22 protein-coding genes are annotated in these 23,633 nt (G+C 71.2%); 4 read left to right on the forward strand and 18 right to left on the reverse strand.

Going from position 1 to position 23,633, the window contains the following annotated elements:
• Position 1: 1 nt before the first annotated feature.
• Positions 2-1,162 carry a steroid 3-ketoacyl-CoA thiolase gene (locus KUM40_RS25575; RefSeq protein ID WP_217168485.1) on the reverse strand — a complete coding sequence of 387 codons (1,161 nt, stop codon included), beginning with the start codon at positions 1,160-1,162 and terminating at the stop codon, positions 2-4.
• A 154-nt stretch (positions 1,163-1,316) separates the two neighbouring features.
• Complete coding sequence (locus KUM40_RS25580; RefSeq protein WP_217168486.1) at positions 1,317-2,063, reverse strand: SDR family NAD(P)-dependent oxidoreductase; 747 nt, start codon at positions 2,061-2,063, stop codon at positions 1,317-1,319.
• Positions 2,064-2,279: 216 nt separating this feature from the next.
• Here KUM40_RS25580 and KUM40_RS25585 point away from each other — a divergent pair, with 216 nt between their 5' ends.
• The gene (locus KUM40_RS25585) at positions 2,280-3,437 is read left to right on the forward strand and encodes a Rieske 2Fe-2S domain-containing protein (protein ID WP_217168487.1); all 1,158 of its coding nucleotides are present in this window, start codon (positions 2,280-2,282) and stop codon (positions 3,435-3,437) included.
• The gene (locus tag KUM40_RS25590; protein ID WP_217168488.1) at positions 3,437-3,781 is read left to right on the forward strand and encodes a hypothetical protein; all 345 of its coding nucleotides are present in this window, start codon (positions 3,437-3,439) and stop codon (positions 3,779-3,781) included. The genes KUM40_RS25585 and KUM40_RS25590 overlap by 1 nt, the downstream gene beginning before the upstream one ends.
• A gap of 113 nt (positions 3,782-3,894) precedes the next feature.
• Here the strand turns inward: KUM40_RS25590 and KUM40_RS25595 are convergent, their stop codons facing one another.
• The 8 genes from KUM40_RS25595 to KUM40_RS25630 form a co-directional block, all read right to left on the reverse strand.
• Positions 3,895-5,379, reverse strand: coding sequence for an FAD-dependent oxidoreductase (locus KUM40_RS25595; RefSeq protein WP_308401230.1), 1,485 nt, complete (start codon positions 5,377-5,379; stop codon positions 3,895-3,897).
• Complete coding sequence (locus KUM40_RS25600) at positions 5,376-6,305, reverse strand: VOC family protein (protein WP_217168489.1); 930 nt, start codon at positions 6,303-6,305, stop codon at positions 5,376-5,378. The genes KUM40_RS25595 and KUM40_RS25600 overlap by 4 nt, the downstream gene beginning before the upstream one ends.
• A 19-nt stretch (positions 6,306-6,324) precedes the next feature.
• Positions 6,325-7,509: an acyl-CoA dehydrogenase family protein gene (locus KUM40_RS25605; protein ID WP_217168490.1), complete on the reverse strand. Its 1,185-nt coding sequence runs from the start codon at positions 7,507-7,509 to the stop codon at positions 6,325-6,327.
• 8 nt (positions 7,510-7,517) lie between these two features.
• Entirely contained in the window at positions 7,518-8,570 is a 1,053-nt protein-coding gene (gene dmpG / locus KUM40_RS25610) for a 4-hydroxy-2-oxovalerate aldolase (protein ID WP_217168491.1), read from the reverse strand.
• Between the two features lie 28 nt (positions 8,571-8,598).
• On the reverse strand, positions 8,599-9,507 hold the full coding sequence (locus KUM40_RS25615; protein ID WP_217168492.1) for an acetaldehyde dehydrogenase (acetylating): 909 nt from the start codon (positions 9,505-9,507) through the stop codon (positions 8,599-8,601).
• Between the two features lie 64 nt (positions 9,508-9,571).
• A complete protein-coding gene (locus tag KUM40_RS25620; RefSeq protein ID WP_217168493.1) occupies positions 9,572-10,612 on the reverse strand; it encodes a ferredoxin--NADP reductase in 1,041 nt (346 codons plus the stop codon).
• On the reverse strand, positions 10,609-12,303 hold the full coding sequence (locus KUM40_RS25625; RefSeq protein WP_217168494.1) for an FAD-binding protein: 1,695 nt from the start codon (positions 12,301-12,303) through the stop codon (positions 10,609-10,611). Before KUM40_RS25625 ends, KUM40_RS25620 begins: the two co-directional genes overlap by 4 nt.
• Positions 12,300-13,196 carry an alpha/beta fold hydrolase gene (locus KUM40_RS25630; RefSeq protein ID WP_254395544.1) on the reverse strand — a complete coding sequence of 299 codons (897 nt, stop codon included), beginning with the start codon at positions 13,194-13,196 and terminating at the stop codon, positions 12,300-12,302. Before KUM40_RS25630 ends, KUM40_RS25625 begins: the two co-directional genes overlap by 4 nt.
• Before the next feature lie 383 nt (positions 13,197-13,579).
• On the opposite strand from KUM40_RS25630, the gene KUM40_RS25635 reads away from it, so the two are divergent.
• Complete coding sequence (locus KUM40_RS25635) at positions 13,580-14,152, forward strand: flavin reductase family protein (RefSeq protein ID WP_254395545.1); 573 nt, start codon at positions 13,580-13,582, stop codon at positions 14,150-14,152.
• An 89-nt stretch (positions 14,153-14,241) separates the two neighbouring features.
• Here KUM40_RS25635 and KUM40_RS25640 read toward each other — a convergent pair whose 3' ends face one another.
• The gene (locus KUM40_RS25640) at positions 14,242-15,135 is read right to left on the reverse strand and encodes an IclR family transcriptional regulator (protein WP_374227417.1); all 894 of its coding nucleotides are present in this window, start codon (positions 15,133-15,135) and stop codon (positions 14,242-14,244) included.
• Positions 15,136-15,248: 113 nt separating this feature from the next.
• Complete coding sequence (locus KUM40_RS25645) at positions 15,249-16,586, reverse strand: M64 family metallopeptidase (RefSeq protein WP_217168496.1); 1,338 nt, start codon at positions 16,584-16,586, stop codon at positions 15,249-15,251.
• A 132-nt stretch (positions 16,587-16,718) separates the two neighbouring features.
• Here KUM40_RS25645 and KUM40_RS25650 point away from each other — a divergent pair, with 132 nt between their 5' ends.
• Positions 16,719-18,137 carry a helix-turn-helix domain-containing protein gene (locus KUM40_RS25650; protein WP_217168497.1) on the forward strand — a complete coding sequence of 473 codons (1,419 nt, stop codon included), beginning with the start codon at positions 16,719-16,721 and terminating at the stop codon, positions 18,135-18,137.
• A 90-nt stretch (positions 18,138-18,227) separates the two neighbouring features.
• Here the strand turns inward: KUM40_RS25650 and KUM40_RS25655 are convergent, their stop codons facing one another.
• From KUM40_RS25655 to KUM40_RS25680, 6 genes are all read right to left on the reverse strand, one after another.
• On the reverse strand, positions 18,228-18,722 hold the full coding sequence (locus KUM40_RS25655; protein WP_217168498.1) for a hypothetical protein: 495 nt from the start codon (positions 18,720-18,722) through the stop codon (positions 18,228-18,230).
• A gap of 64 nt (positions 18,723-18,786) precedes the next feature.
• Complete coding sequence (locus tag KUM40_RS25660; RefSeq protein ID WP_217168499.1) at positions 18,787-20,037, reverse strand: hypothetical protein; 1,251 nt, start codon at positions 20,035-20,037, stop codon at positions 18,787-18,789.
• A gap of 166 nt (positions 20,038-20,203) precedes the next feature.
• The gene (locus KUM40_RS25665; protein ID WP_217168500.1) at positions 20,204-21,061 is read right to left on the reverse strand and encodes an aldo/keto reductase; all 858 of its coding nucleotides are present in this window, start codon (positions 21,059-21,061) and stop codon (positions 20,204-20,206) included.
• A complete protein-coding gene (locus KUM40_RS25670) occupies positions 21,058-21,492 on the reverse strand; it encodes a cupin domain-containing protein (protein WP_217168501.1) in 435 nt (144 codons plus the stop codon). Before KUM40_RS25670 ends, KUM40_RS25665 begins: the two co-directional genes overlap by 4 nt.
• Complete coding sequence (locus KUM40_RS25675; RefSeq protein ID WP_217168502.1) at positions 21,489-22,406, reverse strand: helix-turn-helix transcriptional regulator; 918 nt, start codon at positions 22,404-22,406, stop codon at positions 21,489-21,491. Before KUM40_RS25675 ends, KUM40_RS25670 begins: the two co-directional genes overlap by 4 nt.
• 371 nt (positions 22,407-22,777) lie before the next feature.
• Positions 22,778-23,629, reverse strand: a complete 852-nt coding sequence (locus KUM40_RS25680; protein ID WP_217168503.1) for an aldo/keto reductase — start codon at positions 23,627-23,629, stop codon at positions 22,778-22,780.
• Positions 23,630-23,633 lie beyond the last annotated feature (4 nt).

Consider the following 23,633-nt stretch of genomic DNA (forward strand, 5'->3'; position numbering starts at 1 on the left):
CTCAGATGCGTTCGATGACGGTGGCGGTCGAGTGCGCCCCACCGGCGCACATGGTGATCAGCGCGGTGGACTTGCCGGTGCGCTCCAGTTCGTGCAGGGCCTGGGTGATGAGCCGGGACCCGGTGGAACCGACGGCGTGGCCGAGGGCGATGGCGCCGCCGTTGACGTTGACCTTGTCCATGTCGGCCTTGTGGACCTGGGCCCAGGACAGGACGACGGAGGCGAAGGCCTCGTTGATCTCGACGAGGTCGATGTCGTCGAGGGTCATGCCGGCCCGCCGCAGTACGCGTTCGGTGGCGACGACGGGTCCGTCCAGGTGGTAGTAGGGGTCGGAGCCGACCATGGTGGAGGCCACGATCCGGGCGCGCGGGCGCAGCCCCTCGCGGGCGGCGCGCTCCCGGCTCATCAGCAGGACGGCAGCGGCGCCGTCGCTGATCTGGGAGGAGTTGCCGGCGGTGTGGATACCGTCGGGCATGACCGGCTTGAGGGCGGCCAGTGCTTCGGGGGTGGTGTCGCGCAGTCCCTGGTCGCGGGTGACGCGGGCGCTCTCGCCGGTGGGGCCCTCGGGTCCGACGACGGGGGCGTCGATGCCGATGATCTGCGTGTCGAAGCGGCCCTCCGCCCACGCCTGGGCGGCCTTGCGCTGGGAGGCGAGGCCGAGGGCGTCGGCGTCGGCGCGGGTGATGCCGCGGTGCCGTGCGATGCGCTCGGCGGCGGTGAACTGGTCGGGCATGTCCAGGGACCAGCTCTCCGGCACCGGGACGCCGGTGTCGGGGGCGAGCGCCTTGCCGAGGAAGACCCGGCTCATCGACTCGATGCCGCAGCCGATGCCGGTCTCGATCGCGCCGGAGGCGATCAGTCCGGCGACCAGGTGCACGGCCTGCTGGGACGATCCGCAGGCGCAGTCGATGGTGGTGCAGGCGGTGGCGTGCGGGAGCCCGGTGTGCAGCCAGGCGTTGCGGGTGACGTTGTTGGACTGCTCACCGGCCTGGGTGACGCAGCCCCCAATGACCTGTTCCACGGTGTCGGGGGAGATTCCGGCCCGCTCCACGAGGCCCTTCTGGGCGAGCCCGAGCAGCTCCGCCGGGTGGAGCCCGGACAGGACACCGCGGCGCCGGCCGACCGGTGTCCGCGCGGCTTCGACGATGACGGCCTCGGTCATGGCTCTCCGTATGGGGTGAGGGGGCGTGGGGCCCGGGACTGGCTGACTGGCTGACTGGCTGACTACTGCCAAGAAACTAGAATTCGTTCTGGAAATTTGCAAGGTCCAGTCCCGTTCAGTGGCAGACCGCCGTCGGCACGGGTTCTGGTCACCGTCAGATGTGCGAACCCCCGTCCACCCGCATCTCGGCCCCGGTGAAGTACCCCGCGTCGCGTGACGCCGCGAAGGCGATCACCCCCGCGATCTGCTCGGGCTCGGCGGTGCCGAAGGGGGCGCGGATCCGCCCGTAGTACGAGACGTCCAGCTCCGGCGGCAGCACGTGCGGCCCGACCAGCGGGGTGGCGACCGAGCCGGGTGAGACGGGCACGACGCGGATGCCGCGGTGGGCGACCTCGGCGGCCAGGGACAGCGAGAAGCCGAGGACGGCGCCCTTGGAGGCGGCGTAGGCGGTCATGTACGGGTTGCCGTGCGACGCGGCCGACGAGGCGACGTTGACGACGACGCCGGTACGGTCCGGCAGCAGCGGCAGCGCCTCCCGGCAGAACAGTGCGGTGCCGACGGCGTTGACCGTGAAGAGCTGGTGCAGGTCGGCGACGGTCAGCCGGTCGATCGGCGTGGTGCGGTGGATCCCGGCCACGTTCACGAGGACGTCGATGCCGCCGAGTTCGTCCGCCGCCGCCCGCACTGCCGCCACGACCGCGTCCTCGTCGGCGACGTCGGCGACCCGGGTCGCGATCCGCCCGGGGCCGGAGGCCTCGGCGGCCGTCTTCGCCAGGCCCTCGCCGGAGAGGTCGACGGCGAAGACCGCTGCGCCCTCGGCCGCCAGGCGCAGCGCGGTGGCCCGCCCGATGCCGGAGCCCGCCCCGGTGAGCAGGACCTTCGTGTCCTCGAAGCGGTTCATCACGACTCCTCGTTGCTGCGTGTGCGACCGACGGAGCGCCGGACTGTACGCCCGCCGCACGCGACGGCGGGGGGCCGGTCCCACCGACCGGGATCCGCCCCTCCCGGGGCCCCGGACGACCGGTACCGGTCAGTGGGACTCGCCGCTGTGCCCCCGGGTGTCCGCGCCTACCGTCCGGACCGTGGAGACCACGCGTCCTGAGGGGATGAGAGCAACGTGAGTGCAGTGGAGTCAGCACACGACGACGTCAGGGCCATCGAGGCGGCCGCGGCACCGACCCGGTTCGCACGCGGCTGGCACTGCCTGGGCCTCGCCGAGAAGTACAAGGACGGCAAGCCGCACTCGGTGACGGCCTTCGGCCAGAAGCTCGTGGTGTTCCAGGCGGGCGACGGCACGCTCAACGTGCTGGACGCGTACTGCCGGCACATGGGCGGCGACCTCTCCCAGGGCACGGTCAAGGGCGACCAGGTGGCCTGCCCCTTCCACGACTGGCGGTGGGGCGGCGACGGCCGCTGCAAGCAGATCCCGTACTCCAAGCGGGTCCCGCTGCGGGCCCGTACGGCGGCCTGGCCGACCCTGGACCAGGACGGCATGCTGTTCGTCTGGAACGACCCGGAGGGCAACCCCCCGCCCCCGGACGTGACCATCCCCCGCATCGAGGGCGCCACGAGCGACGAGTGGACCGACTGGCACTGGTACGAGACGGTGGTCGACACCAACTGCCGTGAAGTCGTCGACAACGTCGTGGACATGGCCCACTTCTTCTACGTCCACTACTCCTTCCCGACGTTCTTCAAGAACGTCTTCGAGGGGCACGTCGCCACCCAGCACATGCGCGGCACCGGCCGTCCCGACGCCCGTCCCAGGACCGGCAAGTCCGAGACCATCGGCAACGACTCGGTGGCGTCGTACCACGGCCCGTCCTTCATGATCGACGACCTCACCTACCTCTACGAGAACGGCGAGGACACGAAGTCCGTCCTGATCAACTGCCACTACCCGATCGACGCGAACCGCTTCGTGCTCCAGTACGGCATCATCGTCAAGCACTCGGCCTCCCTGTCGGGCGAGGAGGCCACCCAACTCGCCACGGGTATGGGCGAGTTCATCAAGCTCGGCTTCGAGCAGGACATCGAGATCTGGAAGAACAAGACCCGCATCGACAACCCGCTGCTGTGCGAGGAGGACGGCCCGGTCTACCAGCTCCGCCGCTGGTACGAGCAGTTCTACGTCGATGTCGCCGACGTGACGCCGGAGATGACCGACCGCTTCGAGTTCGAGCTGGACACCACCCGGCCCGTCGAGGCCTGGCAGCGGGAGGTCGACGCGAACCTCGCCCGCAAGGCCGCCGCCGCCGAGAGCCGGTCGGCCTGATGCGCACCGACCACCGGATCGACAACCGGCTCGACACCCGGCGCGCCGACGGGGTCCCGATGCGGCCGCTGGCCTGCGAGCGGTGCGCGGCCGAGGTGCTGGTGCGCAAGAGCAGTTGGCAGCAGACGAGCGTGCAGTGGAACGCGCGGGCCACGGCGGCCTGCGCGGAGCGGGACGCGGCGGGCGGGACCGGCGAGGCCTTCGAGGGCTGCCGGTCGCTGCGCGACACGATTCGCGAGGCGGCGGTGCGCGGGACGATCGAGGTCGTGGACGACGCGGACGAAGGTCCCGCCGCCACCGCCACCGCCACCGTCGCCGACCGGGCACCGGAGCACCGCGCCTGACCCCGCAGCCGTCCGCCGGGAACACATCCCCCGGGCTCGGCGGACACAACGGTGAGGCCGGGTACGCGCACCCCGCGCGTACCCGGCCGCACCGCGTTCAGGAGGCGGACCCTTCAGGAGACGGGCCCCGCCGCCGCGACGCCGGCCCGGCGGCCGAAGTACGTGCCGTCGCCGAGGGACGTGCCGCTGACGTATCCCTCGCCGTGGATGCCGGAGGCCGCCCGGCCCGCGGCGAACAGGCCGGGCAGGACCGCGCCGGACACGTCGAGCACGGCGCCGTCCACGGTGGTGCGCAGCCCGCCGAGGGTGAACCCGGCGGCGCCCGTCCCCGCCCCCGCGCTCGGCCGTCCGCCCTGGTGGAAGCCGGCCCTCGGGTCGACGGCCGCGAACGGCCCCTTCAGCGGGCGCAGCCAGCGGGCGTCCTTGTGGAAGTACGGATCCTGCCCGCGCGCCGCGGGCGTGTTGTAGGTGCCGACGGTCGACTCCAGGGCGCCCGGCGGCATGCCCAGCTCGCCCTCCAGCTCACCCAGGGTCTCGGACACGAACCGGGGCACGACGCCCCAGCGTTCGCGCTCCGGCACCGACTCGTAGCCCTCCTCGTCGACGATCACCCAGTAGGGCGCGGGCTGGGTCAGCACGGCGGCCGTGCTGAACAGGCCCGGGTAGACGTCCTCGTTGACGAAGCGCTGCCCGTGGGCGTTGACCAGCATGCCGCGGACGGCCAGGGCGGGCAGCGCGGTCAGGGCCAGCTCGATCACGCCCATCCGCCGGGTCGCGGCGCCGAGCGCGGCGGCCATCCGGATGCCGCTGCCGTCGTCGAGACCGTCGCTGACCCGGCCGTGGGCGAGGAGCTGCGGGGCGTGGTCGGCGAGCATCTCCTCGTTGTCGGCGAAGCCGCCGGTGGTGAGCACCACCCCCTTGCGCGCCCGGTAGGCCAGGTCCTCGCCGTGCCTGCGGGCGGTGACGCCGACGACACGGCCCGTGTCGTCCACGATCAGGGCCGTGGCGAGGGTGTCGGCGTGCGTCACCGCGCCCGCGGCCCCGGCGGCGGCGACCAGCTTCTCCATCACCAGCCAGCCGCCGAACGCCTCGGTGGCGCAGCGGTGGCCGCGCGGCGCGGGCCGGGCGATCCCGTTGTACGGCCAGGCGTTCTCCCCCAGCCACATCAGGCCGTCCCGGGTGGTCGGCATCCACGTCGGCGCGTCCCACAGCGTCGGCTCGAAGACCAGTCCCCGGTCCACGAACCACTGGAAGTGGGCGACGCTCTCCTCGCAGTACAGGCGCAGTTTCTCGTCGTCGGCGTGCGGACCGAGCGCGGCCCGGAGGTAGCCGAACATGTCGTCCGCGCTGTCCTCGAAGCCGCACGCCTTCTGCACCTCGGTCCCGCCGCCCAGGTACAGCTCGCCGCCCGACAGGGCGGACGATCCGCCGGGGCCGCCCGCCCGTTCCAGGACCAGGACGTCGGCGCCGGCCGACGCGGCCTCGAACGCGGCGGCGGCGCCCGCGCAGCCGAAGCCGACGATCAGTACGTCGGTCCCGGCCGCCCAGCGGGTGACGGTCTCGGCGCGGACGGGTGTCACCGGCCGCGCGGTGCTCACGCGGTCGCGCCGGGCGGGGTGAACGCGGCCAGCGGCTCGGATCCGGACCAGTCGTGGCCCCAGTAGCTGTCGGCGGTGATCTCCTCGGCGGTGTAGTGCGACTCGTCCACGCGCAGGCCCTCACAGCCGTACTCGATGTCCCAGCCGCCGGGGGCGCGCACGTAGAAGGACACCATCTTGTCGTTGGTGTGCCGGCCCAGCGTGGAGGAGATCGAGAAGCCTCCCTTGTTCACGTTGTCGAGGGCGCGGCCGACGGAGTCCAGGGTGTCCACCTCGACCATCAGGTGCACCATCCCGGGATCCGAGTTGTGCGGGGCGGGGGCGACGGCGAGGCTGTGGTGGCGTTCGTTGACGCCCATGAAGCGCACCCGGCGGGGCGGGGCGTCGGAGGACTGGCCACTGAGCCGGATCGCGCCGCGCGGCAGGAAGCCGAGCACCTCGGTGTAGAAGGCGACCGTGTCGTCCATGGCGGTGGTGGGCAGCACGACGTGCCCCATCCCCTGGCCGTCGGTGACGAACCGCTGTCCGAAGCCGGTCAGTACGGGGCTGTGGTCGAGGATCGGCGCGAAGAACACCTCGACGGGCACGCCCGCCGGGTCCTCGAAGGTGACGCCCGCCTCCACCCCCCGGTCGTCGGCCTCCTCCTGGCTGAGCATCTTCACGGCCGTGCCGGACGCCTCGACGGCGCGTCCGACCGCGGCCAGCGCGAACTGGTCCCGCACCTCCCAGCCGACCGACAGCACCCGGTCGCTGTCGCCGGGCAGGACGACGAGCCGGGCGCGGCGCTCGTCCATCCGCAGGTACAGGCCGTCGGGGTCCGGTCCGGTGCTCTCGGCGAACCCGAGTGCGTCCACGGCGAGTTCGCGCCAGCGGTCGATGTCACGGGTCTGGACCCGGAGGTAGCCGAGTCCTCGGATCTGGGTCATGTCTGGTCCTCTCTGGTGGTCAGATCATCGAGCGCATCGGGCCGTTCGGCGGCTCCACGCCGATCTCGGTCAGCGCGGAGGCGTGGAACACGGACCCGGGCACGTGGATGGCGTGCGCGAGGCCCATGTGCGCGTCGCGCCAGAAGCGCTGGATCGGGTTGTCGAGCCGCATGGCGTTGCCGCCGGAGCGGGCCACGATCTCGTCAACCGCGCGGACCGCGCGCCAGGCGGCGGCGGCCTGCGTGCGCCGGCCGACGGCGCGGCGCTCGAAGGAGACCTCCTGCCCGGCGGCGACCATGTCGTACATCTGGGAGACGTTCTCAAGGAGCGCGGCGCGGGAGGCGGCGATCTCGGCCGCCGCGTCGCCGACGGCGTACAGGACGTACGGGTCGTCGCGCACGGCCTGCCCGGTGATCTGCACACGGCCGCGCTGGTAGGCGAGGTGGTGGGCGAGGGCGCCCTCGCAGATGCCGATGACGGCCGCGGTGATGCCGAGCGGGAAGGCGGCGGAGAACGGCAGCCGGTAGGCGGGGTTCGTCAGGCCCGCCTCGGCGGCCAGGGACCCGTCCACCACCTTGTTGTACTCGATGACCCGGTAGGCGGGGACGAAGGCGTCCTTGACGACGACGTCCTTGCTGCCGGTGCCGCGCAGGCCGACGACGTCCCAGGAGTCCTCGACGATCTCGTAGTCGGCGCGCGGCAGGATGACGTGCACGGACCGCGGGGGGCTCAGGCGTTTGCCGTCGGCGTCGGCGAGGAAACCACCGAGGAAGATCCACTCGCAGTGGTCGGTGCCGGAGGAGAACTGCCAGCGTCCGTTGAAGACGTAGCCGTCGTCCACCGGCCGCAGCACGCCCATCGGCGCGTACGGGGAGGCGATCCAGGTGTCCTGGTCCTCGCCCCAGATCTCCTCCTGGACCCGGGGGTCGGCCATCGCCATCTCCCAGGGGTGCACGCCGACGACGCCTGCGACCCAGCCGGTGGCGCCGTCGCAGGCGGCGATCCGCATGACGGTCTCGGCGAACTCGCGCGGGTGCAGCTCCAGGCCGCCGTGCTTCTTGGGCTGGAGCATGCGGATCGCGCCGACGTCCCGCAGGATCTTGGCGGCCTGGTCGTCGAGCCGGCCGAGCGCTTCGTTGGCGGGGCCGAGGGCGCTGAGTTCGTCGGCGCGCGCCTCGACGGCCTCGAGTACGGGATTGGTCATGGCGGTTCTCACTTCCCGGGGGAGGTCGGTGCGGTGGTGCGGTCCTTCTCGGCGAGGCCGACCGCGATCTCGATGAGCTGGTCCTCCTGGCCGCCGACGAGCTTGCGCCGCCCGGCCTCAAGGAGGATCTCGGCGCCGGACACCCCGTACTTGCCGGCCTGGCGGGCGGCGTGTTTCAGGAAGCTGGAGTAGACGCCGGCGTAGCCCATGGTCAGCGACATGCGGTCGAGCAGGCACTCGCCGTCCATGACGGGCCGCACGACGTCCTCGGCAGCGTCGACGATCTTCAGCACGTCGATGCCGGTACGGATGCCCAGGCGTTCGGCGACGGCGGCGAACCCCTCGACGGGGGTGTTTCCGGCGCCCGCGCCGAAGCGGCGGGTGGAGCCGTCGATCTGGGTGGCTCCGGCGCGCACGGCGAGGACCGAGTTGGCGACGCCGAGGCCGAGGTTCTCGTGGCCGTGGAAGCCGACCTGCGCGTCGTCGCCGAGTTCGGCGACCAGGGCGGCGACGCGGTCGCTGGTGTCCTCCATGACGAGGGCGCCGGCGGAGTCGACGACGTACACGCACTGGCAGCCGGCGTCGGCCATGACGCGGGCCTGCCGGGCCAGTTCCTCCGGCGGACTGCTGTGCGACATCATCAGGAACCCGACGGTCTCCAGACCCAGGTCGCGGGCGAGCCCGAAGTGCTGGACGGCGATGTCGGCCTCGGTGCAGTGGGTGGCGATCCGGCAGATCGAGGCGCCGTTGTCGGCGGCCTCGCGGATGTCGTCCTGGAGGCCGAGTCCTGGCAGCATCAGGAAGGCGATCTTCGCGCGCCGCGCGGTCTTCACGGCGGCCTTGATGAGTTCCTGCTCGGGGGTGTGGCTGAAGCCGTAGTTGAACGAGGACCCGCCGAGGCCGTCGCCGTGCGTGACCTCGATGACGGGCACGCCGGCGTCGTCGAGGGCGGCCACGATGGAGGTGACGTGGTCGACGGTGAACTGGTGCTGCTTGGCGTGCGAGCCGTCCCTGAGGGACGAGTCGGTGACGCGGATGTCCAGGTCGGTGCTGTAGGGCATGGCTCGTGTACTCCTCGGTGAGCGGGTCTCAGGCGCCGGCGCGGCGGGCGGTGATCCGCTGGGCGAAGCCCTCGCCGACCTTGGTGGCGGCGGCGGTCATGATGTCGAGGTTCCCGGAGTACGGGGGCAGGAAGTCGCCCGCGCCCTCCACCTCGATGAACACCGCCACGCGCGCGAGTCCCCCGCTCACCGCGGTCGGCTCGTCGAACTGCGGCTCGGTGCGCAGCCGGTAGCCGGGCACGTAGGAGGCGACCTTGGCGACGGTCTCGTGGATGGAGGCGCTGACGGCGGCGTGGTCGGCGTCGGCGGGGATCGCGCAGAAGACGGTGTCCTGCATGAGCATCGGCGGTTCGGCCGGGTTGAGGATGATGATGGCCTTGCCCCTGGCGGCGCCGCCGATGGTCTCGATGCCCCGGCTGGTGGTGAGGGTGAACTCGTCGATGTTGGCGCGGGTGCCGGGCCCGGCGGACGGCGAGGCGACGCTGGCGACGATCTCCGCGTAGGGCACGTCGGTGACGCGGGAGACGGCGTGCACGATCGGGATGGTGGCCTGTCCGCCGCAGGTGATGAGGGAGACGTTCGGCGCGTCGAGGTGGTCGCCGAGGTTGACGGCGGGCACGACGGCGGGGCCGATGGCGGCGGGGGTCAGGTCGATGGCCTGGATGCCGAGTTCGGCGTACTTGGGCGCGTTGGCCTTGTGCACGTGGGCGGAGGTGGCCTCGAAGACCAGGTCCGGGCGCTCGGCGCCGGCCAGCAGGACGTCCACGCCGTCGGCGCCGGCCAGCAGGCCGTGCTCGGCGGCCCGCTTGAGGCCGGGGCTCTGCTCGTCGATGCCGATCATCCAGCGCGGCTCGATGGTCTCGGAGCGCAGCAGCTTGTACATCAGGTCGGTGCCGATGTTGCCGGATCCGACGATCGCGGCGGTCGCCTTGGTCACTGTTTCGAACCTCATCCGAATCGAGGGAGGAGAGAAGAAGAGGGAAAGGAGAGAGGGCGGACGGTCAGCCGTCGTAGGTGACCTTCAGCCGGTCGCTGACCGGGCGCGCCTGGCAGGCGAGGACGAGTCCGTCGGCCAGGTCCTGGGCGTCGAGGACCTCGTTGCGCTCCATGACGACCTCGCCCTCCACGAGGACGCAGGCGCAGGCGCTGCACGCGCCCTCCCGGCACGAGTAGGGCGCGTCGAGCCCGGCCGCGAGGAGCACGTCGAGCAGGGGCTTGCCGCGCGGCCAGTCGACGGTGCGGCTGACGCCGTCCAGTTCCACCTCGGCCGTGCTGACGGGCCCCTCGGTGTCCGCCTCCGGGGCGTCGTCGGCCGGCTCCGCGAAGGGGTCGCCGGTCAGGGAGGTGAACCGCTCGACGGTGATCCGGCCGGACGGCACCCCCAGGTCGGCGAGGGCGCCGGTGGCGAGGTCCATGAAGGGGCCGGGCCCGCACACGAAGGCGGGGCGGTCGGCGTACGGTCCGGCGAGGGCGCGCAGACCGGCCGCGGTGGGCCGGCCCTGGAGGGACTCCAGCCAGTGCAGGACGGTGAGCCGCTCGCCGTACTCCCGTGCCAGCGCGGCCAGTTCGTCGCGGAAGATGACGGACTGCTCGTCGCGGTTGGCGTAGACGAGGGTGACCCTGCCGGTCCCGGCGTGCAGGGCCGACGTGAGGATCGACATGACCGGGGTGACACCGCTGCCGGCCGCGAGGAGCAGGAAGTCGCCGTCGAGCGAGTCGGGGGTGAAGGTGCCCGCGGGCCGCAGCACCTGGAGGGTGTCGCCCTCGGTGACGTGGTCGCAGATCCAGTGGGAGGCGTAGCCGCCCGCCGTGCGCTTGACGGTGACCCTCAGCGGCTCGTCGCGGACCGGCGAGCTGCACAGCGAGTAGCAGCGCGCGGCGCCGCCGTCCCGCTCGGAGGGCACCCGCAGGGTGAGGAACTGGCCCGGCCGGTAGGCGAACGCCGCCCGGTCCTCCTCGGCGGGCTCCAGGACCAGGGAGTGCGCGTCGGCCGTCTCCCTGATCACCTTGACGACGCGTACGGTCAGCGGCCCCGGACTCATGGCGCGCCCCCGGCGGTGACGGACCCGGTGCGGGCGGCGGCCGCGTGCCGGGCGGCGATGTGGCCGAACACCATCGCCGGGCCGATGGTGGCGCCCGGACCCGCGTACTCGTTGCCCATCACGGCCGCCGAGGTGTTGCCCGTGGCGTACAGCCCGGCGATGGCCGTGCCGTCCTCGCGCAGGACCCGGCTGTGCTCGTCGCAGACCAGGCCGCCCTTGGTGCCGAGGTCGCCGACCTCGATGCGGACGGCGTAGTAGGGGGCCTTGACGATCTCGTCGAGGTTGGGGTTCTTGAGGGTGGGGTCGCCGTAGTAGCGATCGTAGGCGCTGTCGCCGCGGCCGAAGTCGGTGTCCTTGCCGGTGCGCGCGAAGCCGTTGAACCGCGCCACGGTCTCGGCCAGCGTGTCGCCGGGGACGCCGATCTGCTCCGCGAGCTCCTCGATGCTGTCCGCGCGGTGCACGATGCCCTTCTTGTAGAACGCCTTGTGGAACGGCGCCCCGGGCAGGACCTGGGCGAAGGGGTAGCGGGCACGGGCCTTGGCGTCCATCACGAACCAGGCGGGGACGTGGCCGCCGGCGAGCTGGTCGTGGACGAAGTTGACGTACGGCGACGACTCGTTGGTGAAGCGCCGTCCGTCGCCGGAGACGATCACCGACGGCGGGATGCAGCGCTCGGAGACCAGGGGGATGGTCGCGCCGGCGGGGTGGTGCACGGACGGCATCCACCAGGCGTCGTCCATGAAGTCGAGGGCGGCGCCGAGGGCCTGTCCCGCGACGATGCCGTCGCCGACGTTCTCGACGGCTCCGGCGCTGTGGTTGTCCCGGCCGCCTTCGGGGAGGTACTTCTCGCGCATCTGAGGGCTGTGGTCGAACCCGCCGGTGGCGAGCAGGACGCCGTGCCGGGCGCCGACGCGTACGGTGCGGCCCTCGCGGGTGACGACGACGCCGGTGACCTTGCCCGCGTCGTCGACGACGAGTTCGGTCATCGGGCTGCGCAGCCACACCGGTACGCCGGCGTCCTTGAGCGCCATGCGCATGCGGGCGACCAGGGCACGCCCGCCGGTGGCCATGTGGCGGCGGCGGACCATGTTGGAGGAGACCCGCCAGGCGGCGACGACCGACGCCCAGCGTCCGCGCCAGGTCCGCTTGACCATGGCGAGGTCGTGGTAGTCCTTCGAGGTGACCCACAGGCCGAGGGGGCCCTTGAGGCTGTTGGGCCGCTGGTGCTTCTCGTCCTCGCCGAGTTTGCGGGTGTCGAAGGGCAGTGCCTCGACGGACCGGCCGAGCGGGCGTCCGCCCTCGTACTCGGGGTGGTAGTCGGCGTATCCCTTGACCCAGGAGAAGCGCATCCAGCGGCTCTTGCCGAGCAGTTCCATGGTGGTGGGACCCTGGTCGACGAAGGCGTCGAGCCGGGCTTCGGGCACGCGTCCCTCGGTGAGCCGGTCCAGGTAGGCGCGGATCGACTCACGGCTGTCGTCGTGGCCCTTGGCGCGCAGGGTGGGGTTGTTGGGGATCCAGATGCCGCCGCCGGAGATGCCGGTCGTGCCGCCGTACATCGTCCCCTTCTCGACCACGACGGTGCTCAGACCGCTGTCGGCGGCGGTGAGCGCGGCGGCCATGCCGCCTCCGCCGCTGCCGACGACGACGAAGTCGAACTCCTCGTCCCAGCCCTGCCGGGCGGGGGCGCTCACGCCGCGTCCTTGCGGGTCGTGTTCTCAGCGGTCGCGTCCTCGCGGGTCAGGAAGGCGAGGACCGTGCTCTCCCAGGCGGCCTTCTGCTCGATCATCACCCAGTGCCCGCAGTCGGGGAAGACGTGCAGTTCGGCGTCCGGGATGGTGCGCATCGGCAGGATGGACATGTCGACGGGGCTGACGCGGTCGTCGCGGCCCCAGGTGAGCAGCGTCTTCGCCTTCAGCCGGTGCAGCAGCGCCCAGTAGGGGGCCTCGTCGGAGGCGGCCGCGGCGGCGGCCCCGGCGGCGAAGGCCTCGCTGCCGTACATCAGGCGGGCACTGGCGAGGGTCGCCGGGTCGGTGGCCTGCGCCCACCGCTCCTCGATGAGCTCCTCGGTGACCAGCGCCGGGTCGTACACCATGGAGTTCAGCCAGCGCACCAGGCCCTCGCGGGAGGGGGCGTCGGTGAACTCGGTGAGCAGCTTGATGCCTTCGCCGGGTCCCGGGCTGAACACGTTGCGGCCGATGCCGCCGATCGTCACGAGGCGGCGCACCCGGTCGGGGTGGCGGAGCGCGAAGCGGGTGCCGATGATGCCGCCCATGGAGTTGCCGACGACGTCGACCTGTGAGAGGCCGAGGCCGTCCAGGAACCGGGTCACCGCCGAGGCCGCGGTCGCCATGGGGTGGCCGCCGGCGGGGTCGCTGACCCCGAACCCGGGGAACTCCAGGACGAGGCAGCGGAAGTGCTCGGCGAAGGTGCCCAGGTTGTCGCGGTAGTTGCGCCAGCCGGTGACGCCCGGACCCGAACCGTGCAACAGCAGCAGGGGCGGGCCGTCTCCGGCCTCGTGGTAGCGCAGCACACCCTTGTCTGTGGGGAGTTCGCGCAGTGTGGAGTCGTGACTCAGCTCCGTCATCATCCCTGCCCTCGGTTGACCTCGGTGGTCGATGGTCCTGGCGGCCCGTGCCCGGTGGACGCGGCGTGGCCGTGCTCGTGCTCGTGGCGCCCGTGGCCCGTGGCGGCCGGTGGCTTGCGAGTGGTCGCCGACTGCGGGCGGCCACGGTGCCGTGTGATCGGTTCCTGGACGGTAGTCAGCGCCGGCGGGCCCGCGCGGGATACGTCTCGGTCAGCGGGACGCGTACGGCCGGGGCGGGGCCGGCGCGGTCCGCGAGCCCGGGTCCGCGGGTGGTTCCACTCATCGGGAACGGGCGCCCGGCCCGGCCGGACGGTGTCCTAGCTTCGGTTTTCTGCCTGCTCCCGGGCATATCACCCCCGCCCGTCCCCCTCGAGGTGAAACCGATGACCGCAGAGTCCCTGTCCACGCCCGAGGTCGCCGAGGCGACCGAGCCGACGCCCCTGCGGATGCGGCAGGCCATGGGGACCTTCGCCTCCGGGGTGACCGTGGTGACGGGGCTCGGCCGGGACGGCGATCCCGTCGGCTTCGCCTGCCAGTCGTTCGCGTCCGTCTCCCTCGAACCGGCCCTGGTGCTGTTCTGTGCCGATCACCGGGGGCGGGCCTGGCCGAGGATCAGGGAGACCGGCCGGTTCACCGTCAACATCCTCGCCGCGGGCCAGACCGACCTGTGCGGCCGGTTCGGATCCGGCAAGGGCCGCAAGTACGAGGGCCTGCACTGGGAGCTGTCCCCGTGGGGGACACCGTCCCTGCCCGGCGTCCTGACCCGGGTGCACGCGGATGTGTACGACGTGCACGGCGCCGGCGACCACGACGTGGTCGTGGGCCGGGTGCTCGCCCTGGAGACCGTGACGGACCGCGAGCCGATGCTCTTCTTCCGCGGCGGCTTCGGCGTCCACGACCCGGCGGACGCCCTCGCGGCCCCCGACGTGTGGGGCTGGGGCGACCACTGGGGGTGAGCGGAAGGCCGCGGCAGCCGCGCGGTCGCCGTGGGGGTGCCGGGTAGGGCACCCCTGGGTGTACTGACCCGTGAGGTTGGGGACGCGGGCTACTGCCAGTCACCGTACTGGCCGGTGTTCAGCAGACGGTCCATGGCCTGCGGAGACCACGTCGCCGCCGGCACGGCCGCCTCCCGGTGCGGCGCCCTGACCGGCGTCTCCTGGCCGGGGAACAACTCGCGGGACACCTGCCGGGCCGCGTCCACCACCAGCGGGGCGATCTTCTCCAGAGGGGACGAGGCGCCCCCCACCAGGGAGATCGCTGCGATCGGACCCTCGGGGCCGCGCACCGCGGCGGCGGCGCAGGCGATGTCGGGGAAGCACTCGCCGCGCTCGAAGGCGAGCCCGTGACGGCGCCGTATACGGTCGAGTTCCTGGTGGAGCGTGCCCATGTCGCAGATCGTGCGCTGGGTCAGCCGGCCGATGGCCTCCCCCGCCCTGGCCTCGACGTCCTCCGGTTCGAGCCAGGCCAGCATGGCCTTGCCGAGCGCGGTCGAATGAGCCGGTGCCCGGCCGCCGACGCGCGAGGGGACGGCTTCGGCGAACCGTCCCCCCACCTTGTCGAGGTAGTACACCTCCGCTCCGTCCAGGACGGCCAGGTGAACGACGAGGCCGGTCTGGATCTGAAGCTGGTGCAGCCGCCCGGCGGCGGCCTCGCGAACCCTGCTGCGCGCCCCGTCGCCCCCGCCGAACCCGAGGGCTCGGCGCCCGAGCGCGTAGCCCAGGCCGGTGTGGTCGAGCCAGCACAGTCGCACAAGCTGGTCGAGGATCCGGTGCGCCGTCGACCGGGGCAGGCTTGTGGACCGGGCCACTTCTTCCAAGGTCAGACGCGCTGTGCGGCCCTCGAACAGGTCCATGATCAGCGTCACCCGCTCGACCATCGACGGCGGCAACTCTCGACCGGCCGGAGCGTGCGTGGTGGAAAGACCATCGACAGCCGTCATGGGAGCCTCCAGTCACAGACTGAAATGAATTCTGGTTTTCGGAAATGTAACAGGCCTCCCGGACGGAGAGAAGAGATGCGGACGGAGTCACTGGTTTACGGAGTCCCGGTGCGTCAGCGCGTGACGGTCCAGGTGGCGGAGTTGGACGTGAGGTCCCGGACGGCGGGGCTGCGGACGGCCGACGTGGTGTCGGTCACCGTGGCGGTCACCTTGTGGGGGCGCCTGTTGGCCGGGACGCCGAGGGCGGCCGGGCGCACGGACGTCTTGCCGCGGGCCTGCTTGGCCTCGCGTCCGTCGACGTACCAGCGGACCTCAGGGCTGGCGAGGCCCGTGCCCAGGTCGGCGAGTTCGACGGAGAGGGGGGTGAAGCGGGAGGCCGTGACGGAGGTGTCGACCAGCGGGCTGAGGACGTTGGCGGAACGGTAGAAGCCGGCGATCATCGCCTCCCGGCTCGGGAGGTTGAACTGGTCGGTGTTCAGGGCCCGCATGATGGAGTTCCCGGTGGGACGGTAGACCCCGTACTCGTAGTAGTCGGCACCCTCGAAGGTGCCGACGACGCCGCCGCTCGGGTCGGACTCGCCGAGCCATGCCGCCCACTTGGTGCGCTGCGCCGCCATGTCGTCCGCGGTCAGGGTCGAGGCGTTGGGGTAGGCGGGCTCGGGGTAGGGGTAGTCGCCGTAGCCCGCGTACTGGTACTCGTCGGCCAGGAGGCCGATGGAGTGGGCCATCTCGTGGGCGGCTATCAGGGTGGACCGGGCGTTGTCGGAGGAGAGCGTGGAGACGCCGTCGTAGCCGTAGTCCGCCGCGAGGCCGGAGTAGCCGGCACCGCCGTACTTGGTGGAGTTGGAGACCACGATCACCAGGTCGGTCGCGGGGGCCTTGTCCGCGTAGGTCTTCGTCTTGTCGAGGTCGACGCAGATCAGGCGCTCCGTGTCGCTGCACCAGAAGTACGAGCCGAGCGCGGTGTTCTTGACGACGTCCTGGCTCGGGTCGCCGGTGACGCCGGAGTCCTGGGAGACGGCCTTCACGGCCCAGACGTTGAAGAGGCCCTCGTAGCTCTTGTACGGGTCGATGTCGGTGACCGCGTCCCACTTCGTGCGGGCGTCCTCGAGGAAGTCGTCCTGCTCGTCGGCGGTGTAGCCGTCGCCGATGATCGTGACGTCGAGGCGGTCGGCGGTCGGGCCGGTCTCCGCGAGCGGGACGACCTCGCCGTCCTCGGACGCGGTGGCGCTGCGCTGCCGGGCGTCGGCCGCCGGCTGGGCGTGCGGGCTGTTCGCCGGGACGCTGGTGCGTGCGCCCTCGCCGGCCGGGTCGGGGAAGTACTCGACGTCGACGTGCGAGCCGGTGGCGGTGGCCGGCGCGTCGGCGGCACCGGCGACGCCGGTGGCGGGCAGGGCCGCGGAGAGGGCGAGGGCGGTTGCCACCGCGGTTCTGCGAATGCCTATGTGCACGGAGCTCTCCCTATATGACCGGTGATGTAAATGAAGATGTAAGCCTGTTTACGTCGTCGCTTAAATTAGAGGCCCGCGGGACCCCTGGCAAGGGCTGTTGGGGGAAGGGCTGTTGGGGGAAGGGGCAGCGCAGTGACGAACCGACGAGAGGCCGCCGCGGGTGCCGGACCGGGCGGTCTCGACTCGTCCACCCTGGGGACCCGCATCCGCCAACTCCGCCTCGAACGCGGCCTGACCCAGCGGCAGGTGGCCGAGCCCGCGTACACCGCGTCCTACGTCTCGACGGTGGAGGCCGGCCGGACACGCCCTTCCGGGGCCGCCCTCCGGCACATCGCCGAACGCCTGGGGCTGACCCACGAGGAGCTGTTGACGGGCCGTCCCGCCGGTTTCGCCACCGACCTGCGCTCCCGTCTCACCGACGCGCAACGCACCCTCGCCACCGAGGGCGCGGCACAAGCCGTGGGCATGTACCAGGAGTTGCTCCACGAGACGACTCGGTATGGTCTGGACACCGAGCGCGCCACCGCGCTCATGGGCCTCGGCCAGTGCGAGTTGGATTCCGGCGACCTCACTGAGGCACGCCTGCGCTTCGAAGCCGCCGAGCAGATCCTGGCCAACGGCCCACTGCCCCGCCGCGCCCTGGCCCGGCGTGGCCGGGCTGTCGCCCACTACCTGGCGGGCGAGCTGGGATACGCCGTCCACCTGCTGGAAAGCGCCTTGGAGGAACTCACGGTCTCGGGCCTGCACGACCCCGGTGCCCTGCTGCTCCTCTACACCGCCACCATCGCGCCCTACATGGACATGGGCGCCCACGTCCGCGCGGCACACGTCGCGGAACTGGCCCTGGCCCTCGCCCCCCAGGTCTCCGATCCCGCACTGGTGGCCGGACTGCACCGGTCGGTGGCCCGCACCCTCGTCGCGGAGGGCCGCACCGCCGAGGCCGACGCCTCGCTGGCCAAGGCCGCAGAGCTCTACACACAGCTCCAGATCCGCACCGAACTCGCCCACTGCCACTGGATGCGCGGCTACCTTCACGCCCAGAACGGCGACCTGGAAGACGCGGAACGCGAACTGCGCACCGCCCGCGAGACACTGACCGCCGACCGCGCCGCCCTCTACACCACCCAGGTCGAGGTCGAACTGGCGGACGTGCTGCGCCGCCGGGACAAGACGCGCGAGGCCGAAGAGTTGCTGACCCGGCTGCTGGGTGAAATCCACCTGGACCGAGGCACGTTGCATGCGGGCGGCGCGCATCGCCTGCTCGGCCTCATCGCCTGCGAACGGGGCGACACCGACGCGGCCGAGCAGCACTACATCACCGCGCTGTCCCTGCTGGAACCCTCCGGAGCCACCGGCGACCTGGCCGACATCTGCCGCCTTCTCGGCGACCTGCTGCGCGACACCGGCCAGGTCGAGCAGGCGCTGGACGTGTACCGGACCGGGCTGGGACACCAGGGCGGGCCCGGCACGACCACGCTCGGCCCGGCACCGGCCGAACCCGCGGCACTGAACCGGGTGGGGACCGCGTTCACGCTGTCCGGAGAGACGTGAGCGCACCGCCGGACTTGCCGCCGGGGCAGGAACTAGGACGGCGGTCGCTCCCGTTCCACTCCGCGGGGCTTCGCTTTCGCCCCGCGAGTGTCACGTGGGGAACGGCCGCAGGGCAAAAGCGGCACTCGCCATCATCAGGACCAGGGCAATCACCACGAGCAGCAGGGCTGCCGACAGGGCCCAGGCGCGCTGACGGTTGACGCGCCGCAAGGCCGTGATCGTGTCCACCCTCGTGCGGTTCCACTCCTCCGGGCCGAATCGAACCTCAGGCTCCAGCAGATGGGTGAGTTCCCCGGTACCGGCGTGCGGCAGCCGGACCGGCACGTTGATGAGCAGTCCCAGAACAGCGGCCAGGACCAACACGACGAGGGAGGCGACGAGTAGACGCTGGGCCGTTCCCGGGAACGTCACGGTCCGGCCGCTTGCGGCCAGTGCGACGGCACCGGTGGTGATGCCGACGAGCGTGCCCGAGGCCGAGATGACGGCCATGCCACGCGTTTCGAAGGACGCCTTCTTGGCCCGCTCCTCGGCCAACTGCTCGGTCAGGAAGGAGGACTTGTGCTGGATGCGCGCTTCATGGTTCATGACCGTGCCCTTCCCAGGCCCTCAGGTACTCGTGCGGGCGCACGGCGGGCGGCCGAGCCGGCCGTCATGCCCGCTCGTACCCGTGGTTCAGGGCGTGGGGTGCCTGCTCGTCCAGTACCTTCAGCGGCCAGTCCAGACCCGGCGAGGCGAGGAGGTGGGGCTCCTGAAGCAGGGTCAGCCCGATTTCCTTGGCGGCACCGACGACCGCCGCGTTGAGCCCCAGTTCCCGGCCCAGTTCGTCGAGCCGGCCCTTCACTCGACCGATCCGCCGCTCGTTGGCCTCCCCATCGGCCAGGGCCACCGCCAACCTTCGCGGCGCCGCGTCATCCTCGGGCCGGCCGCTGTTCAGCCCGGCCAGGGTCCGGCGCAGCCTTCTCGGCAGCCTGCCGTGCGACTCCGTCGCGGCCAGTGTGCGCAGCAGCGCCCGTACCGAGGTCCACTCGTTGTCCACGACCGGCTCGTCGCTTTCAAGGCGGCGAGCCATCCATGAGCACAGATCGGCCTCCTCCGGAGCGAGACGGCCGGAGAACGCCTGCAGGTCGTCGATCAGGCGACGCTTGTGCGCGCCCCAGTGCGCCCGTGCGTTGTCGGCGGACGAACGCAACCGCCCGACACGGTCACGGTTGCGGTGACGGGCTTCGAGGGCCGCGACCCGCTCCGCTTCCGCCTCGTCGACACGAGGGATGACGTGCTCGATCCGCGTCATGATCCGCTTCAACAGGTCGTACACGCTGATGCCGTCCTTCAGGGCGACGGCAAACGCGTTCCTCTGCTCCAGGTTTACGATCACAGCACACGGTACGAGGGATCCGGGAATCCCGAAGAAGCGCTGCATGGCGGAGACGGTGAGCGTGAGGGCCCGCTGGTGCTCGTCCAGACCGTGCGGTAGTTCGGCGTTCGCTGCGGCGACCAGTCGCGGGGGCTCGGACCTCTCCCCTCGCCGCATCGATCCGCCCGGCTGCCCAGTACCCATCCGGACCGCCCCCGGTGACTCGCGGGACGACAGGTACAGCCGACCACGCGGGCCACCCGCTTCCTCCACGCCGGGCACGCAGAAAGTCTCGGGGCCGTAGAACGATTGGGGGTGCTCTGCGGAGAGCCGGAGCCTCCTCGGCGAGGGGGAGAAGACGGCGACGTAGCGGCCCGTCAGGTCATCGATGTCGCTCCAGTGCTGGAAGAACCCTCTCTGGAGATCCGGGGCGTCGGCGGAACGAGCGAGCAGGAACACCATTGCGGCGAAACCGCCCCCGCTCAGGGTGCGGAAGGGCAGGCGCAGGAAAGCATCGACAGGCAGGTCGACGTCGGTTGAATACACGCCCATTCCTCAGCCAGATACCGGACACTGGCCAAAAGGGTAGAAGACGACCGCCCAACTGGGTAGCCGGGCATGAGAAGTCACGCCGTGTGCAGCCGCCGGGCTGAACTGTCGCGTGCTGGAGGAGCCGACGTGCTCGGTCGCCGGCCATCGTGCTCGTCCGGCATCACTTGCCGCTGTAGACGGGAAACGCGCTGTGTTCGCCGTAGTCCACACCGCGCAAACCCCGCAGGGCCTCCATGTCATCACCGGAGATCTCGAAGTCGACCGCGGCGTTGGAGCGCATGTGCTCGGGGTTCGCCGTCTTGGGCAGCGACACCGTGCCCAACTGAAGGGTGTAGCGGATGCACAACTGCGGGACGGACACTCCGTACTTCTCCGCCATCGCCTGGACCTCGGTGCTCTGCAGGATCGCTCCGTGTGCGATCGGCGAGTACGCCTCGACGAGGATCTGCTTGTCTTCGCAGTACTCCAGGAGCTCCGAGGGGGTGTTGCCGGCGTGGACGAGCAGTTGGTTCACGTGCGGCACGACGGTCGCGCCCTGGAGGATGTTCTCCATGTCCTGCTGCCGGAAGTTGGACACCCCGATGGCACGGATCTTGCCGGCCTGATGCGCCGATTCGAGCGCGCGCCATGCTTCGCGGTTGCCCTCGGCGTAGTCGCCGCCGCGGAAGTCGTCCCACGGCTGCGGGCTGTGGATGAGCATCAGATCGATGTACTCGATCCCGAGTTTCTCCAGTGACCCGTCGATCGCGTCGACCGCCTGACCGTGGTCCTTGATCTCAGCGGCGAGCTTGGTCGACACGAACAGCTCGTCGCGGGCCACGCCGGCGGTCCGCACGCCCTCGCCGACGCCGCGCTCATTGCCGTAGGCCTGGGCGGTGTCGATGTTGCGATAGCCGATCGCCACGGCCGCGCGTACCGCCTCAGCCACCTGGTCGTCGTCGATGAACCAGGTGCCGAGCCCCAGCTTGGGGATCTCGGAGCCGTTGGACAGCGTGTAGGTCTCGTCCAGGATGGTCATGCGCCTGCTCCGTTCTTCGGCAACTCGCCGTACGCCTCGTCGGTGACGGGCTCGAGCCATTCGTTGCTGACGTCTTCGCCAGGGGTGATGAAGGCGACGTGGGAGAACCACGAGTCGGCCTTCGCACCGTGCCAGTGCTTCGTGCCCGCCGGGACGCGGATCACCGTTCCCGGCTCCATGCCGACGGGATCCTCGCCCTCGGCCTGGTACCAGCCGCTGCCCGCCGTGCACAGCAGGACCTGGTCACCGCCGCCGCCCGTGCCGTGGTGGATGTGCCAGTTGTTGCGGCAGCCCGGCTCGAAGGAGACATTGCTGACGGGAACGCTCCCCGAAGCGAGCGGAGCCAGGTAGCTCTGGCCGATGAAGTACTGCGCGAAGGCGTCGTTCTTCTCCCCGAGCGGGAAGATCTGGTCAAATCCGTTGACAGTCATTTCCATCGATCCTTCTGTTTCAGTGCATCCTGCGGGCCGGGGTCGCGCCCGCCGCGGGGCGGTCCCGCCGTGGACGTCGCGGCGAGGCTCGCGAGCAGTTGCAGGCGCTCCTGGCTGGGCGAGCCGGGCTCGGCGGTGTAGATGAGGAAGGACAGCCCGGGCTCGGCCGTCAGCTCCATCCCCTCGTAGGTCAACGTGAGGTCGCCGACCTCGTGGTGGTGGAACTCCTTGGTGCCCGATCCGTGGCGGCGCACATTGTGTGCTCCCCACCGAGTGCGGAACGCGTCGCTGCACGTGGACAGCTCGCCAATCAGGTCGTGCAGCCGCTTGTCCCGGGGATCCCTGCCGGCCTCGGTACGCAGGATCGACACGGTGACGTCCGCGGCCACCTCCCAGTGGGGGTAGAACGCCTTGGCCCGTTCGTCGAGGAAGCAGTGCCGCGCCAGGTTCTCCTGCCCGGGACCGTCGAACACCTCGTCGTAGAAGGCGCGCCCGAGGGCGTTGGTGGCGAGGACGTCCATCCGTCCGCTGCGCACGAACGCGGGCCCGAGGGTGATGGCGTCCAACGCACGGGTCAGGCTGTCCCTGGGCACCCACTTCATCGGCCTGCGCCTGCGCACGGGCCGGGCCGCGCCATTGGCTGCCCGGGCGAGGTCGAAGAGGTGCTCACGCTCGGCGTCGTCCAGCCGCAGTGCCCTGGCGACCGACTCGAGGACGGCGTCGGAGACGCCGGCCAGGTGGCCGCGCTCGATCTTGGCGTAGTACTCCGGGCTCACGTCGGCGAGCATCGCCACCTCGCCGCGGCGCAGGCCCGCCACCCTCCGGTGCCCGGAGACGGTCAGTCCAGCCTGCTCGGGAGTGAGGTTCGCTCGACGGGACATGAGGAACTCCCGTGCTTCGTTCCTGGCATCCATGCGTTCCACGCTACGGCGCGAAGCCGCTGTGAGGGATTCCCTGCCAGTACGTCCTTCACCGGGAACTCCCTCGCTCGGCATGTCCGGCGATGTCATTGGCCTTGCACCTTCAGAGATGGATCGACGGACGTCGCCGCAGGTAGGGAGAGATCATGGCTGAGAACACAAGCACCGGCTGGACCGGCGGGAAGAACGCCTACGGCGGCTTCGCCCCGGGGATGGTCCAGCAGCATCGTCGAGAAACAGGACTGAGCGCCCCCGGCGCGGCCGCCACGTCGGCCGGATGGTCGGCGACGGCATCACCGTTCCGTTCCGGCCCGGGAGATTGGTTGGGTCCGGTCGGGCCGAGTGAAGCCGGAAGGGAAGGGTGGTCAGCCCTCCAGGCGACGCTTGCTGAGCCAGGCCACCATCTCGGGGTCGTGGTGGTCGAAGAACAGGGTGGCGCCGGTGTCGAGGCCGGCGATCCGCGCCATCTCGTCCTCGGTGAGCCGGAAGTCGAACACCTCGATGTTCTGGGCCATCCGCTCGGGGCGGACCGACTTGGGGATGGTGACGATGCCGCGCTGGATGAGCCAGCGGAGCACGACCTGGGCCGCGGACTTGTCGTACGCCTTGCCGATCCCGGTGAGCACCGGGTCGGTGAACAGGTTGTTCTTGCCTTCGGCGAAGCCGCCCCAGGACTGGTGCTGGACGCCGTGCTCGCGCATGAGGTCGTGGTCCGTGGTGCGCTGGAAGAAGGGATGAGTCTCGATCTGGTTGACCGCCGGGGTGATCTCGTTGTTGAGGACCAGGTCGAGGAGGCGGTCGGGGTAGAAGTTGGCTACACCGATCGCCTTGGCGAGCCCTTCGCGGTTGGCGGCCTCCATGGCACGCCACTGGCCGTACACGTCACCGTAGGGCTGGTGCATGAGGTAGAGGTCGAGATAGTCAAGACCCAGCTTGGTCAGTGAGGTTTCGAGGGCTCGTCGGGTGTTGTCCTCGGCGGGGGCGTCCTGGACCCACAGCTTGGTGGTGACGAACAGCTCATCACGGGGGATGCCGCCGGCCCTGATGGCGCGTCCGACGGCTTCCTCGTTGCCGTAGGCCGCCGCGGTGTCCAGGAGCCGGTAGCCGGCTGCGAGGGCGTCGGTGACGGCCTGCTCGGTCTGGTCCGGCGGGATCTGGTAGACGCCGAAGCCGAGAATCGGCATGTCGACACCATTGTTGAGCGTGACGTTCTGCATGAGC

Source organism: Streptomyces sp. AC512_CC834, from assembly GCF_019049325.1.
In the GTDB taxonomy this organism is placed as follows: domain Bacteria; phylum Actinomycetota; class Actinomycetes; order Streptomycetales; family Streptomycetaceae; genus Streptomyces.